A 15,240-nucleotide genomic window follows, 5' to 3' on the forward strand; every position below is an offset into this window, starting at 1 on the left:
GTGCAGTGGACTCTCACCACCTAAACTATAGCGTCCTTATTCTTCAATAAGGACCTCTGCACCATGCTTGGCGCACCCACCGGCCCTGGATAAATAGTCCAGGGCTAATTTTTTCCCCTGTTCCACGGCGGGTTGGTCAAAGGGGTTAACCTCTAACAAATGAGCCATGGCAAGAGTTTCCAAGATAAAGTGCATCATCAGGGACCCCAAACTTCTGGGCGTCAGCTGCTCCAGCTTTAATTCGCGCACAGGGCAATTGTTTGCTTTAAGCGTATCAATGGTGGCCATTTGCTCGGCAATCATCAACTGTCCCATAGTTTTGTTGTGCAACGTTGTTAAGGCCGGATGATCAAAAAAGTCCGCCTGTGCAGAATCCAATGAATGCTGTTGAGCCAGCGTTAAAACCGTAAAGAATTTATCGCGTGGACCATCAAGATAAAGCTGCAGCTGAGAATGCTGATCCGTCGCCCCGGCCGCCCTGATCGGCGTCGTCCCCTGCGCCAGCCCGATCGCATTTTTTTTACCCACACTTTCAGCCCACAACTGACAATACCAACTGGCCAATAACTGCAACCGGTCGCAATACGTGAACAAAACCGACTGATTGACGTGTTGCTGGCAAAGGCTGAATTGCGTCAACGCGCCCACCAATGCCGGGCTGTCGTGAACAGTCGCCTCTTTCAGGTTCGCCAACACATCCAGTGCCCCTTGACGCAAGCTTTGTCCATCAATACCCGCAATAAAGGCGGGCAGCATACCAACCACAGTAAAGGCCGAAAACCGCCCCCCAATATCATCGGGATGATCCAAAGTGGGCAGAGAAAATTTTGATGCTACCTCGCGGATCGCGTTTTGACCGGGTTCACTTACAATCAAAAAATGATGAGCAAGTGGCGTTTCATCCCAAACCTTTAGGCATGTCAACAGCTGCATCAACGTCTCCGCCGTATTGCCCGACTTTGAAATGGCAATAACCCCCGTCTTGTGGGGCGAAACCGTCTTTAGAACGTCGGCAAAAGTGTGCGCATCAATGTTGTCCAAAAAATGCAGTTTTGGCGAGGCCGATTCTTGCAAAGCCGTGATGGCCTGCCCGCCCAGACTTGACCCCCCGGTGCCTAAAATAAGAACATCCTGAAACTGGCGAAAATGATCGGCTTTTTCTTGAATCGCCGTCATGTCATCCGTCAATCTTTGGAACAATGGCAGAGTCGTCACCAGTTTTTGCAGATACTCTAGGGTTTGTTGTGCTTTTTGAGAAAGGGGGTTTGTGTTCATGATGATTTTTATCTAGTTTAAAGGTCTGTAAGATCTAATATACATCTTGAATCAAAATGTTCTATGAAAAAGCTTTAGCGTTTGCGCAAATACAATGCCAATCCCTAACAACGAAAGCCTTGCAAACTTTCCAAAATCAGCTAACCGAAGCCTATCGTCAAAAGCTTTCCACGTCAGCCTTGAAAAGCGCCCAGGCGATGGCCATCTATGCCGCCGCCCGCATGCCGGCGACTTACCATGCCGTTCAGTCCTGCTATCAGCACTTACCAGCGGATTTTCATCCCCAGTCTTTGCTAGATTTAGGCGCCGGCCCTGGGACAGCCAGCTTGGCCGCCTTGGATTATTGGCCAAGCCTGCGACGCCTGACATTGGTTGAAAATCACCGGTTAATGTATGATTTTCAAAGGGCCTTGTGGGAGCATTTAAACCCTGGGCCAAGCTATCAGCCTATTCATGATTCCGTCGATTCCCTGCAGAAGCTTCTTGATGAAGGGTTTGACATAGTCGTCTTGGCCTATGTATTGGGCGAATTGAAGGCAGGTCAACAGCAAGATGCCATTCTAAAGGCTTGGCAAAAGACGATGAAATACTTTCTTATTGTAACGCCTGGAACGCCCCATGATTTTGAGTATCTTTTAAGGGTGCGCGATGAATTGTTGGGTAAAGGAGCAGTCATCGTGGCCCCCTGCCCCCATCAAGATCGGTGCCCACTGACTGAGACATGGCGATTGCACTGACATCTCCTCAGCCTAGTTTTTAAAATTACGGTTTCTGCTATTTCCCAAACTTTTGTAGATTGATTTGATTTTGTAGGTTTTGAGAGATCTACTTCCTGTTTTTTTTATTTTTAGACACTATCCTCCCCTTTAAAAGACTTACCGTTTATATCAGTCAATCCGCTCAAACGCGCTTTAAATTGTGGTCAGCGGTTAGAATTTTCAATAAGTATTTGTTGTCCCAGCCTGCTACCTTCCGTCGACAGCTCACCCCTCGTTTATTCGTTTTTTCTTGCTTGAGTAGATTCAAAGCAATACGTCTCATGACAGCCAAATTCTTGGCCGCGTGGCCAACATGCACCTGGTTATGGTCTTCCCTAAAACCTACATCCAAAGACCAGTGCAGGTTAATTTCTATGTTCCAGTGTTTTCTGACAGCAACCATAAACTGATCAATATTTTCATAGGCTAAACTTGTTAGAAAGTAGCGGGTACTACGCTCAACCTGATTATTAGTTGTGCGTGTTGTTTCAAGCATGCCAACACCCTTTAACCCAGGCCAACGAAGTTGAAATACTGCCGGATCGCGTGCTGATACTAATGTATAGCGACGTGTTTCTATGCGACCATGATCATGGATCTTCTCTACTTTCCGTCGATTAAGCATCTTCTTGTACTGACGTGATTCTCCTATATGGAAAATTGCCTTGACCATTTCATGAAGCTTCGGTTGATTATCTTTTAGAGCTAATACGTAGTCTGCACCTTGAATTAAGATCTCTTCAGCAATTGACTGCTGACAACCCATGGCGTCAATGGTGACTGTACTACCAGTAACATCAATCATCTTGAGTAATTTTGGAATGGCTGTAATTTCATTGGATTTTTCATCCGTTTTAACTTGCCCTAAAAGAAGACTTTGATTGCTTGCCCAGGCACTTACAATGTGTAGGGCTTTTTTCTCTTTTCTTCTGTTGCCAGAACCCCGTAGCGTTTTTCCATCAATAGCAATAATCTCAGAATTAACATCGATAGAGAGTGACTTGATCCATGCATAAAAGCAGGATTCAAATTGCTCTGGGTCAAGTATGGAAAACACACGGCCAAAAGTATCATGAGATGGCACACCATTAGGCAGCTCGAGAAATGTTGATAACCAATCGTATTTGGCTTTGCCAAATTCACTAATATCAACCCAGTTATCAGCGCCACAAATTGTGGCCAATATTGTTATTACCAAGATATCGTGCAATTTGTGAAGCTTGTTGTGGTTATCAATACGAGGATCGGCAAGAGGTTCAAAATGTTTGAGGAAAGTATCTGATAACTGCATCCCTGTTTCCTTTTTCTTTATTGAGAAAAAAGAATAATAACAACGGATAGAACAGCAGAAAAGCCGAATAAAAAATTAGGAAATAATTTTTAGAATACTAAACTAATTTTCAGTGCAATCGCCATGTTACCACCCCTGCAAACATCCCCTCTGCTTTCGGTCAACAGGTATGCGTTTTGGGGAACCATCCGTTATTGGGTGGTTCTGCGTCGTCTAAGGTTGATGGGTCTATGACGTCTAACCCCATAGCACGTCCTGACTTTTTAAACGTCATGATAAACACTACCAATAATCCAACTGGCACAAATATTTGGAAGACCCTCCCCATCACTTTCCCGATTGGTGTAGCTCTTCCGAATGGGAATTCTATTTCCTATGAATTTGGAGCAATGTCTTTAGACAAATCGGGGACGACAACCACAATACAAGATATTGAAAAGCCACAAAGTCGGACCTTAAGCGGGACAGGCAATCAAGTGGTAACCGGTACCTATATTAGTTCGGCAACGATCTTTTCGCTGGCGACTAGAAAAACAAATGTTTATTTGACAGGATCAGTTGTTGAATTGGGTACTTGGAGCACCACCACAGGCGCGATAGCCATGACCTCTACCGGAAATAAAACCACAGCTGGCGTGCCGTTATTAGCTGCATCTATAAAATTTAACAATCCGTATTCTAGTGTGTCCTATAAGTATATCACAAAAAATGGCAGCAATATAACTTGGTATTCTGGAAATAATTTGACTATTTCACCCCTTTCAAAATCTCAGACAAATGACACCTGGTAATAAAATGATCAATAATTCGCGTTACATTCGCATCCTGGAAAATGATCTGAATTGTATAAATTGAATTTTTTTGGAGTTTTTAAAATGAAGAAGCTTAAAGTTATAATATCGTTATCAATCTTAGGGGTTCTGGGGTTTTCAAAACCTGTTCAGGCGATTACCAGTGCCACATTGAATGGGACGCTTTTGTTTAATCCTGGCGCCGCCAGTCCAACCAAAGCGCTGATTAACAGTTGCCGGATTTTTCATGCATTTGATTTGCCTTATCACACTCCAACCTCTATAGGGCCAAGTTTCGCCGAAACCCCTAAATACAGTGACTATACTCCGGGTAGAGCAGCAGCCACAGACCCAATTGACAGTAATCTGGCGACTATCGCGAACAGGGGGTATACCCATATATTGGTCTCGCCAGCCCAAGCTTCTTCCCCCTCGATACCATTGCCACCTCTAAACGCATCATATGGGCAAAAGCTAACACAGCAATTAGTAACTCAACCATTATCTGGTGGAGGTGCAAACACCGTCTTGCCCATATTCCGTTACAGCTATAATGCCTGGGAATGTGCTTACCAACCCATGTTGTGTGTTTTGGATTATCAGCCTCCTAGTGGTAGTGGTAAATCATATCAAGACGAATTGGACGGTGTGTTCGGGAAAAATGGAGATGGAAGCAGTAAAAAACTTGTTTCCCAGTATGGGGTGTCAGTCAATGGAAAAGTTGTTGGATACCGTCTGGGTTGTGATCGTTATGGGTCGATGGCCGATCTTGTGGCTCTTATCACGAATGCAAGGGCACAAAATCTTGGAATCATCGTTGATGTTGTCTTTAATCAAACGTCTGGATACATGACAAATTATGCAGGTGGGCCTACTGGACCACAACCTGACAGCACCGGCAAGTATCATTCAGGTCCAGGATTACTTGACACAAACTATAAGCAATTTCATCCCTATAACTATACCAACAGTGGAACAGGCCCAGCGACTTTTGCCTGGGATCCAAATGTGGATTTAACACCATTTTTCGACCCTTATGTTTACGGTGGTGGCGGACCCAAGTCATGGGGGGGCGGCCCCCATTTGGACAGCACCAAATCAGACGTACAAAAAATGATGGTGGGTTATTTGCGACTGCTAAGTGATATCGGAGTTGCCGGCGTCCGTTTTGATCTTTTGTATGGGGTCGGTGCTCAGGCCACCACAAGTATTTTGGCAGGTACATTTAATGGCGTTAAGACTTCCAGTCTGTTCCAATCCACTTTCCCCCTTTCGTTTGGGTATGGGGAAAATGATCAATCTTTATCGGCCATAGCAACCTATGGGGCCACTGTGCCTGTGGAAGACCACCCCTTGCATTACTCACTAACCTCTTGTTTGACATACCATCCTGATACCATCGGTGGTGGCAGCGCGCCGTATCAACCGACCTTGCCGCCCATCAGTAATCTGATTATGCCCACAGCCCTTGGTAATATTACAGCCTCCACATTTTCAACAAACCACGACCAGTACATTGGGGTGTCGACAAACCAAAATGAGGCGGGGTTCTATTATATAGATTCAGGAATAACCAGCCCTCCAATCCGTGCAGCTCAGCTGGTCACCAATACAGTTACATCCCAATTGGCGATTGCTTATATATGCTCAAAACGAGACGGTAATCCCCTGGTCTTACGTTTTGAAGATGAACAAGACACTCTTGCCACCATCGTTCAACGTGCGCTGGCGTTTCGTGTGCTGATGGGTCAACAAAATGCCCCCCATGAATATATCGTGGATTTAACCAAGGACGTGTTGTTGATAGTGCGCCAGTTTGGTTTTGTAATTCTTAATAGGGCGATAACGACATATACGACAGCGACGGCGGATATTTTAAATAAATTCTCCACCAGTGACGCGCAGCTTTACATCCCCGCTGGGACATATGCAGAAGTGGATTCTTTAAGCCCGTTGCCATTGCCATCACAGACTCTATCAGCACCACCCACACGGACTGGAGTTTTCCCCGCAATGTATGTGCCAACAAGTGGTTCATCACCATCCAACTCATTTTCTATCTCACTGAATTCACGTACAGTTACTCCAGCTACACAGACTTACAGTTTTAGTCCGGCAACCTCCTTGGGAAGTCTAACCGCCATAGATAGTCTGTCTGTACCTGGCCAGAATGCGCGATTTTTTGTTCTTCAAACGCCTGTAATCACCCCTCAGAATTCCTACAGCGTAACATTTCAGGTTGGCTCACCCAGTTCTATAATCAATACGGATCAAACAAACCAGGTGTTTGTTTGTGGGAACCATCCCATATTGGGAAATTGGTCGACCCGCCCTGACTCCTTGAACGGTTTGCTGCGCAAACAGTCTTATTCCAGTAATCCACCTTTTCCTTCTACCTGGACGTCGCTTCCCTTGTGGTTTCCATCAGGGGTATCATTAAAATACAAATTTGTCGCAAAAGTTAATGGTTCATTAAAGTGGGAAAGTGATCTTCCTTCATCATCAGGAGGGCCAGACCGATCCTATAAAGTTAGTGGCACGGGGCCTGTTGCAGCTACGCCTAGTTGGTAAAGTAAGAATGACCCATTGCAAATAATTTATCTCACCCCTGTTTGTCACTCCCTCGCAGGCCGGAATCCAGGAAATACAACTGGCCCCCCGCCTGCAGAGGAGTGACAAAGGAATTCCATAAAATGACCTGAAATAGGTATATATCCTAATAAAGCTCCCTATTTAATTATTTGTTAACTTTTATTCTGTAAAGTTAGTTTTATATTATTTTATTTTGTCGGTTTTGAAATGATACAATGTAAACCTAGACTATTGCTGTCAGCCTTATGGCTTTTAACACTTCCCGTGCCTGTGCAGGCAATTACGAGTGCCGCATTGGATGGGACGCTGTTGTTTAATCCCCAAAGTAAGGGGCTTGTTAACAATTTCCGGGTTTATCATGCATTTGATTTGCCCTATGTAACCCAAACAAACATAGGGGCGACCTTTCCAGGGGAAACAGCCACGGCTCCCATTAGCACAATGTTGGACGCTATTAAAAATAAGGGTTATACACACATACAAATTTCACCGCCGCATCTGACATCGCCGTCTATACAGATGATGCCACCCCCCATCGATCGAAAAGATACAGACGCACAGCAGGCACAGGTGTTTCAAAGCTCGACAACAACTCCTGTTCAAGCCGTAATCCCCCCTTATTCATACAATGGATGGGAATTTGCCTACCAACCGCTGATTTGTGTGTTGGATTCGAATTCGGTTTATCTAAATGAGTTAAAGGCTGGTTTTGTGGCGGCGGGAAAACCCGAACCATCTTCTGTTGCGGCATATGGGGTGACCGTCAATGGGAAAACCGTTGGATACCGTTTGGGGTCCGATCGCTATGGTTCGATGGCTGATCTTGTGTCTCTTATCAATGCTGCAAAGGACAAGGGCCTAGGGATTATTGCGGATGTGGTTTTTAATCAAACGTCTGGATATATGACCGATAAACCTTCATCTTCAGGAGGGCAATTTCATCCGTTCACCTATGTGGCAGCCACTGGGACAGCTCTTGCTACCTATACCTGGGATACAAGTGTGGATTTATCGACTTTTTTCAATCCCTATAACAAAAACCCACCTTATACAACCGTCTCTTGGGATTATGGTCCTGATTTGAATACCAGCAGCTCAATGGTACGACAGATGGTGGTAAATTACATGAAGCTTCTTAGTGACATTGGAATCAGTGGTGTGCGTTTTGATTATTTGTATGGGCTTGGCGCCGCTGATACCACGGCTATTTGCACACAAGCCAATGCGGCTGGTTTGTTCCAATCATCCACTGTACCCGTTTCCTTTGGGTATGGGGAAAATGACCAATCTTTAACGGCCTTGGCAAGCTATGGGGCCGTTGTCCCTGTGGAAGATCATCCATTGCATTACTCTTTGGCCAACTGTTTCGTTGGGGGGCAATCGATGAGTACACTTGTTATGCCCACTGGTATTGGCAATATGACAACGGCTACATTTTCAACAAATCACGATCAATATCCTTTTGTAGCAGGGGAACCAGGATCGGGCACGTTCTACAGCAATTCTAAAAACCCAAATAATCCAACGGACACAATCCTGTCCCAGTTGGCGATTGCCTATATATGTGCGAAACGGGACGGTAACCCCATGATCTTGCGTTTTGAAGATGAACGGGATACCGCTGGCATCATTCAGCGTGGGCTGGCTTTTCGCGTGCTGATGGAACAAAAAAATGCCCCCCATGAATATATGGTGGCTTTAACACCTGATGTCCTGCTGATAGCCCGTCAGTATGGCTTTGCTGTGATCAATAGAGGGAGCAATCCTTATACAATAACTCAAGGTTTCATCAGTGGGGTACCGTCAGCCTATATCCCCAACATCAGTTCTAATAATGCATATCAGGAGGTGTTAGGCTTAACAACACCAACGACCGGGAATTTAAGCGCCGCGACAACCATCCCCACCTCATCCTCATCAACCTCGATTTTTACCATTCCTCTCAGGAACGCAAAGTTCTTCGTTCTTTCGGACGCATCAAGTCAAACCGCCTATGATGTGACCTTCTCAGTACCCTCGCCAAGTTTTATAAGCAATACATATAAAACAAATCAGGTTTTTGTTGTTGGGAACCATCCCTTATTGGGAAATTGGGCACCCAGGCTTGATCTTTTGAATGGTTTGCTGCGCAACCAGAATTATTATAACCCTACCGCTACCGGTTTAACTTTTCCTCCTACCTGGACATCGCTTCCCTTGCGATTTCCACAGAATGTATCGTTGCAGTATAAGTTTGTCGTAGCCAACGGTGGTAAAATCACAAGATGGGAAAGTGGAAGTAACCGATCATATACAGTTAGTGGCACTGGGCCTGCTGCAGCTACGCCTAGTTGGTAGAGTAAGAATGACCCATTGCAAAACAATACATTCGCAAAATAATATTGAACAATAGGCCAAGCCTGTTTAAAGTCATGTAATATTGCGTCCTTAGCTCAGCTGGATAGAGCGGCGGCCTTCTAAGCCGTAGGTCAGAGGTTCGAATCCTCTAGGACGCGCCAACCATACCTTGTGAGTTTCGAGACAGACTTCGAAAGGCGAAGGGTATATATCACCAGAATGAAAAGATTACTATGACTACTGCTATGCGTAATATCGCAATCATCGCCCACGTTGACCACGGAAAAACAACCCTTGTTGACAACCTTTTGAAACAAAGTGGCATGTTTCGCGCCAATCAAAATGTTGCCGAACGCGCGATGGACTCGAACGACTTAGAACGCGAACGCGGAATTACGATTTTGGCCAAGTGTACGTCGTTGATGTGGAATGATACGCGGATCAATATCGTGGACACCCCAGGACACGCGGACTTTGGCGGCGAGGTTGAACGTATTTTAAGCATGGTGGATGGTGTTGTCTTGCTGGTGGATGCGGCAGAAGGCCCGATGCCACAGACCAAGTTCGTTTTGGGCAAAGCCCTGAAATTGAATTTGCGCCCGATCGTTGTTATTAACAAAATTGATCGTCAAGACGCCCGTCAAGACGAAGTTTTAGACGAAATTTTTGATTTATTCGTAGCCTTGGAAGCTAACGATCAACAGCTTGACTTTCCGGTTGTGTACGCGTCTGGCCGGAACGGCTGGGCGGTGAAAGAGCTGGAGGATGAACGCACCGATCTGGCCCCTTTATTCAATTTAATTTTAGACCATGTCTCCCCTCCTATCGGTGACGATGAAGCGCCCTTTACCATGTTGGTAACGACGCGCGAATATGATTCCTATTTAGGGCGTGTTTTAACAGGTCGCGTTCAAAGCGGCGTCATGAAAATCAATATGCCCATCAAAGTCATGGGGCCCGAAGGGCAAATTGTTGAAACGGGCAGAATATCAAAGTTGCTGTCGTTCAGAGGGTTAGAGCGGGTGCCGATTGAAGAAGCAAGAGCCGGCGACATTGTGGCCTTGGCTGGTTTGGAAAAGGCCAACGTGGCTGATACCATTACCTCACCCGAGGTTGAAGTTCCTTTGCATGCGCAACCTATTGACCCCCCTACCTTGGCGATGACGTTTTCCATTAATGATTCTCCGCTGGCTGGGCGCGAGGGCACGAAACTGACGTCACGTATGCTGGCTGACCGTTTAAAACGCGAAGCCGAAGGGAATATCGCGATTCGGATTACCGAAAGCGAAGACCGCGATGCCTTTGAAGTGGCAGGCCGTGGTGAATTACAATTGGGCGTTTTGATTGAAACCATGCGCCGCGAAGGCTTTGAGCTGTCGATCAGCCGACCACGCGTGCTTTATCAAAATGATCCTGTGACAGGTGAACGCCAAGAACCCCATGAGGAGGTTCAAATTGACGTTGATGACGAATATGTTGGCGTCGTCGTTGAATCCATGAGCGCGCGCAAGGCCGAAATGACAGACATGCGCCCATCGGGCGGTGGAAAGACCCGGATCCTGTTTGTGGCACCGTCACGCGGACTGATCGGATATCATGGGCCTTTCTTGACAGACACCCGGGGTACAGGCGTTATGAGCCGCGTCTTCCACAGTTACCAAAATTATCGGGGCCCCATCGAGGGACGTCGTCATGGCGTGTTGATTTCCAACGGTGATGGCGATGCCGTTGCCTATGCCTTGTGGAACCTGGAAGAGCGCGGTCAAATGTTTATTCCTTCTGGTGTGCCGATTTACCAAGGAATGATTATTGGCGAGAACAGCCGCGATAACGACCTGGAAGTAAACGCCTTAAAAGCAAAACAATTGACCAACGTTCGGGCCTCTGGCAAGGACGAGGCTATTCGCCTAACCCCCCCTCGTGTGATGACGTTGGAACAAGCGATTGCGTATATTCAAGACGATGAACGCGTGGAAGTCACGCCGAAATCGATTCGTTTGCGTAAAGCCTTTTTGGACCCAAATGAGCGTAAACGGGCTGAGCGGAGCGCGAAATAGGTTAGCTGTTCTGAAACCTTCTTTCCCGTTTACCCGGGAGAGGAGGGGTTCCGATCATTGTTTTTATCCAACTGTTCAAGAATGTGATGAATTAACTCTTGGATATCAGCGCATTGGTTCGGCCGCTTTTTAGGGGTCCCTTTTACCAAGCAATCAAGAAGAGACAGTATATTCAATATATGAACGCGGATTCGCCAATCACCAGCCAATTGAACACTTCCGTTGTTTAAACCTTGCAAGAAAGATTGTTCAAAAATGGCTGGCATATGGTGAGCATAGCGCAACATGTTGGCTACATCCCACAAAACCGATCCTAAAAAACAAAATTCCCAGTCTAAAACGCCTGTTACATCCTAGGCCCCATTGATCTTATCGACAAGAATATTGGCCGGATCAAAATCACCATGAACAAGATGAATTTCTGCCCCATCTGGAAAAAGGGGGTCATATTTTTCAAGATAGAAATTAATCTTAGAAATTGCATCATGACCAAACAGTTCAGCAATGATTGGATGCTTTAGACATTCCTTAACGAAGATGAGATAACTTTCTTGAGAAACATGTTTGTAAGCCAGATCTGCGTATTCCGGCGAAAATCGAATAGTGATTCCGGTCTAAACCGAACGGCAATTCCGGCTCAATTCGAATGGTGATTCTGGTCTAATCCGAACGGCAATTCCGGTTCAAATCGAACAGTGATTCCGGCTCAAATCGAACAGTGATTCCGGTTCAAATCAAACAGTGATTCTGGTTTAAATCGAATAACGATTCCAAGACGAAGCGATGGCCTTTGACCTCCTGTATCAAGGAGACCTTTGGTTATAAAACGCGTTTTATGAACGCTGTATCCTTTTTTTGTTCAACAAAACATGAAAGGAACAGCCCATGTCACGGAGTCACATATCAATGAGAAAGATCAGAGAAATCTTACGTTTACGGTACAGCTGTGGATGTAGTTACCAGGAGATAGCCAAGAGCATTGGCATTAGCGCGAGTACGGCGGTTGAAGGCGTCAAGAGGGCAAAAGCAGTTAACTTAAGCTGGCCTGTGCCCGACAATCTAGGCGACGAAGAGTTGGAGATCAAGCTGTATCCGCCTGCTCAAAAAATCAATAAAGAACAACGGGGAGAGATTGATTGCATTTATATTCATAAAGAACTCAAGTGCAAGCATGTTACGTTACAATTATTATGGAGTGAGTATAAAGAAAAGTACCCCCAAGGGATTAGCTACAGCCAGTTCTGCGACGTTTACCGAGGATGGCGTAATTCAACACTTGATGTCTGGATGCACCAGACCCACAAAGCAGGAGAGAGACTTTTTGTGGATTATGCCGGTCAAACGATGTCCGTTGTAACGGATACGTCGGAAGGGGAAGTCGGTGAAGCACAGATTTTTGTAGCTGCGCTTGGTGCGTCCAGTTTTACCTACGTGGAGGCCACATGGACCCAAGCGCTTGCAGACTGGCTCAAGTCTCACGTGAATGCGTTTGAATATTATGGTGGCTGTCCAGAGATTGTTGTGCCAGACAATTTAAAGAGTGGGGTCCATAAGGCGCATCTTTACGAACCTGATATCAACCCAACCTATCAAGATATGGCCTCTTATTACGGCGTCGCAATTATTCCAACAAGGTCAAGAAGTCCGAAGGATAAAGCTAAAGTTGAGAATGCAGTCCAACAAGTCGAGAGACAAATTCTGGCCAAGCTTCGTAACCGTACCTTTTTTAGCTTGAGCGAGTTAAACCAAGCTATTCAGCCACTTTTGGATGTCTTAAACCGACGTCCTTTCCAAAAACTGCCAGGATCCCGTTTAAGCCACTTTCAAGACCTTGAGAAACAGGCATTAAAATCCCTTCCAACAACTCGGTATGAGTACGCCGAGTGGAAAAAAGTTAAAGCCGGCTTCAACTACCATATTGAGTTAGACAAGCATTTTTACAGTGTTCCCTATGCCTTGGCAAAGGAATCTCTCTATGTTCGCTATGGACCGACGATTGTTGAAATTTTTTGTCAGAATAAATGTGTCGCGACCCATGTCAGAAGTTATGGTGCCAACGGATATACGACAAATACTCTGCACATGCCAAAAGCTCATCAAGCACAGGTGGAATGGACACCCGAACGAATTGTTTCTTGGGCCAAGAAAACGGGGGAAGCAACGGCAAAATTGATAGAAGTCATCATGGCTTCACGCGCCCATCCTCAACAGGGGTTTCGCACGTGTCTTGGGATTTTAAGGCTCGGCAAGAGTTACGGTGAAGACCGTTTAGAGCTGGCTTGTAAAAGGGCTTTAGAGATAGGAGGCCACAGTTACAAAAATGTTGAATCTATTTTGAAGAACAAGATGGATCAACAGTCTTTATCCTCGTCCTCAGAAGTCAATAGCCTCTCTGATTCTCACGAATATATTCGTGGCCAAAAATACTTTAAATAATCTAAAAAAGGAGACCCTTTCATGTTACTGAATCCAATTGTTTACAACCTTCAAAAACTTCGTCTTCATTCTATGGCAAAAGCCTTTAAAGAACAGCTGGAGCAACCAACCATAACGCAGCTGAGCTTTGAAGAACGTCTTGGCTTGTTGGTTGATACAGAAGTCATCGCCCGGGAAAACAGGCAATTACAGGCACGCTTGCGCAGTGCCAAACTACAGCAGACGGCCTGCCTTGAAGATATTGACCATTCATGTCAGCGTAACCTAGACAAATCTTTGTTGGCCACACTTTCTCAATGCCAATGGGTTGCTTCTCATCATAATATTTTGATTGTTGGGCCGTGTGGCACGGGGAAAACATTCTTGGCTTGTGCTCTGGCCCACAAGGCTTGCCTTCAAGGTTATAAAGTTCATTACTGCCGCCTCAGTCGCTTGCTTAGCGAATTGCAGCTTGGAAAGGGGGATGGGAGTTATGGAAAAAGAATGAGTGAACTTGCTAAAACGGAGGTTTTAATTTTAGATGATTTTGGATTGTCTATTCTGACAGATGAGCAACGCCGTGACTTATTGGAGGTTTTGGATGACCGACATGATAAACGCTCTACGATTGTCACCAGTCAGATTCCTGTCAAACTCTGGCACGAAACCATAGGAAATGAGACGTTAGCGGATGCTATCCTCGATAGGTTGGTTCATAATTCTTATAGGCTTGAAATTAAAGGGGAATCTATGAGAAAAGTGAGGAGTAAAGAAAAGGATCAGGAAAACACCAAACAAAAAAACATCGAGGGTCCTTTGCATGACACAACGGAAATCACAAACAATGAAGGGGTGAAAAAATGAGATAAAATCGGAGAGTTCGCTTCTCTTTGATTCGTATTCGAATTAAACCAGAATCCGCGTTCGGATAAAACCGGATTCACCGTTCGAATTAAACCGGAACGGCCATTCGGATAAAACCAGAATTGCCGTTCGAATTCGCCGGAATACGCACCAGATCTTTCGAAATTGGACAGGTTGCAATTTTTGCCAATAATCCCCCCACCTTAAATAGGATAGAATCCATGTCGTAGGTTTCATGGCTCAGTAAAAGGTCACGAAGGGGGATACCTGGGATAAAGCTTGTAATGGCAAAACGATATCCTTTGTAATCACCTATATAGTTGGTTTCAGGGAGAGCGATTGTTCCTTTTAATAGGGTGCCCAATTTCTGTTCATGATAAGCGGATTTTTTGTCGCGTAAGTAAACGCGCAGGATAGAAGGCAGCTTGTTACCCTCAAAATTAATTTTAATATTGAGGTTGGCACACCCTCCCGCAATAACGGACCAGGAAGATAGCTTTTTGGGAGTGTAAGCACGCCTGACCATTTCTTCGATGATCTCTGCAGATAAAAAGTACTGTTTGTCTGCTTTTTCCCAATTGGCTTTGAAAGTCATGATTGTCTCACTGAAAAACACAAAATGGATGATAATGGGGCCATCTTTTCTTAACCTTTTTGGTCTATGATAATAAAGATTACCTCGCTTAATATTATCATGAATGGTTCATTTAGTTTTATAAAGCTGTTAAGGGTTGGAACCGGCGATTGCGCAAGGCCTTTTTGGATCCTAATGAACCTAAACGGGCCGAACGGAGCGTGAAATAGGTTAGATTACACGTTTCGCCAATAGTTTCCCACCCTCATCTAATAATATAGATACT

The 15,240-nt window shown here is 45.3% G+C and carries 11 protein-coding genes and 1 tRNA gene; 8 read left to right on the plus strand and 4 right to left on the minus strand.

Annotation, left to right across the window (positions count from 1 at the left end; genetic code table 11):
* Positions 1–36: 36 nt before the first annotated feature.
* Positions 37–1,275, minus strand: coding sequence for a glucose-6-phosphate isomerase (locus tag EQU50_RS05940; RefSeq protein ID WP_130154223.1), 1,239 nt, complete (start codon positions 1,273–1,275; stop codon positions 37–39).
* Positions 1,276–1,331: 56 nt separating this feature from the next.
* Between EQU50_RS05940 and EQU50_RS05945 the strand changes: the two genes are divergently transcribed.
* Positions 1,332–2,012, plus strand: coding sequence for a small ribosomal subunit Rsm22 family protein (locus EQU50_RS05945; protein ID WP_130154224.1), 681 nt, complete (start codon positions 1,332–1,334; stop codon positions 2,010–2,012).
* A gap of 163 nt (positions 2,013–2,175) precedes the next feature.
* Here EQU50_RS05945 and EQU50_RS05950 read toward each other — a convergent pair whose 3' ends face one another.
* Positions 2,176–3,324 carry an ISAs1 family transposase gene (locus EQU50_RS05950; RefSeq protein WP_130153184.1) on the minus strand — a complete coding sequence of 383 codons (1,149 nt, stop codon included), beginning with the start codon at positions 3,322–3,324 and terminating at the stop codon, positions 2,176–2,178.
* Positions 3,325–3,500: 176 nt separating this feature from the next.
* On the opposite strand from EQU50_RS05950, the gene EQU50_RS05955 reads away from it, so the two are divergent.
* The 5 genes from EQU50_RS05955 to typA all read left to right on the plus strand — a co-directional run bounded on the left by EQU50_RS05955 (position 3,501) and on the right by typA (position 11,101).
* Positions 3,501–4,115: a carbohydrate-binding module family 20 domain-containing protein gene (locus tag EQU50_RS05955; RefSeq protein ID WP_130154225.1), complete on the plus strand. Its 615-nt coding sequence runs from the start codon at positions 3,501–3,503 to the stop codon at positions 4,113–4,115.
* A gap of 84 nt (positions 4,116–4,199) precedes the next feature.
* Entirely contained in the window at positions 4,200–6,686 is a 2,487-nt protein-coding gene (locus tag EQU50_RS05960; RefSeq protein ID WP_130154226.1) for a carbohydrate-binding module family 20 domain-containing protein, read from the plus strand.
* A 228-nt stretch (positions 6,687–6,914) separates the two neighbouring features.
* On the plus strand, positions 6,915–9,044 hold the full coding sequence (locus EQU50_RS05965) for a carbohydrate-binding module family 20 domain-containing protein (protein ID WP_130154227.1): 2,130 nt from the start codon (positions 6,915–6,917) through the stop codon (positions 9,042–9,044).
* Positions 9,045–9,128: 84 nt separating this feature from the next.
* Positions 9,129–9,205, plus strand: a tRNA-Arg gene (locus EQU50_RS05970).
* 72 nt (positions 9,206–9,277) lie between these two features.
* Positions 9,278–11,101, plus strand: coding sequence for a translational GTPase TypA (gene typA / locus EQU50_RS05975; RefSeq protein ID WP_130154228.1), 1,824 nt, complete (start codon positions 9,278–9,280; stop codon positions 11,099–11,101).
* 29 nt (positions 11,102–11,130) lie between these two features.
* On the opposite strand, the gene EQU50_RS05980 is transcribed toward typA, so the two are convergent.
* Positions 11,131–11,388: a hypothetical protein gene (locus tag EQU50_RS05980; protein ID WP_165380362.1), complete on the minus strand. Its 258-nt coding sequence runs from the start codon at positions 11,386–11,388 to the stop codon at positions 11,131–11,133.
* Positions 11,389–12,007: 619 nt separating this feature from the next.
* Here EQU50_RS05980 and istA point away from each other — a divergent pair.
* Positions 12,008–13,537, plus strand: coding sequence for an IS21 family transposase (gene istA / locus EQU50_RS05985; RefSeq protein WP_420886604.1), 1,530 nt, complete (start codon positions 12,008–12,010; stop codon positions 13,535–13,537).
* Between the two features lie 21 nt (positions 13,538–13,558).
* Positions 13,559–14,380, plus strand: coding sequence for an IS21-like element helper ATPase IstB (istB, locus tag EQU50_RS05990; RefSeq protein WP_130153461.1), 822 nt, complete (start codon positions 13,559–13,561; stop codon positions 14,378–14,380).
* A gap of 88 nt (positions 14,381–14,468) precedes the next feature.
* Here istB and EQU50_RS05995 read toward each other — a convergent pair whose 3' ends face one another.
* A complete protein-coding gene (locus tag EQU50_RS05995; protein WP_130154231.1) occupies positions 14,469–14,975 on the minus strand; it encodes a phosphotransferase family protein in 507 nt (168 codons plus the stop codon).
* Between the last annotated feature and the right edge of the window lie 265 nt (positions 14,976–15,240).

The organism is Candidatus Finniella inopinata (genome assembly GCF_004210305.1).
In the GTDB taxonomy this organism is placed as follows: domain Bacteria; phylum Pseudomonadota; class Alphaproteobacteria; order Paracaedibacterales; family CAIULA01; genus Finniella; species Finniella inopinata_A.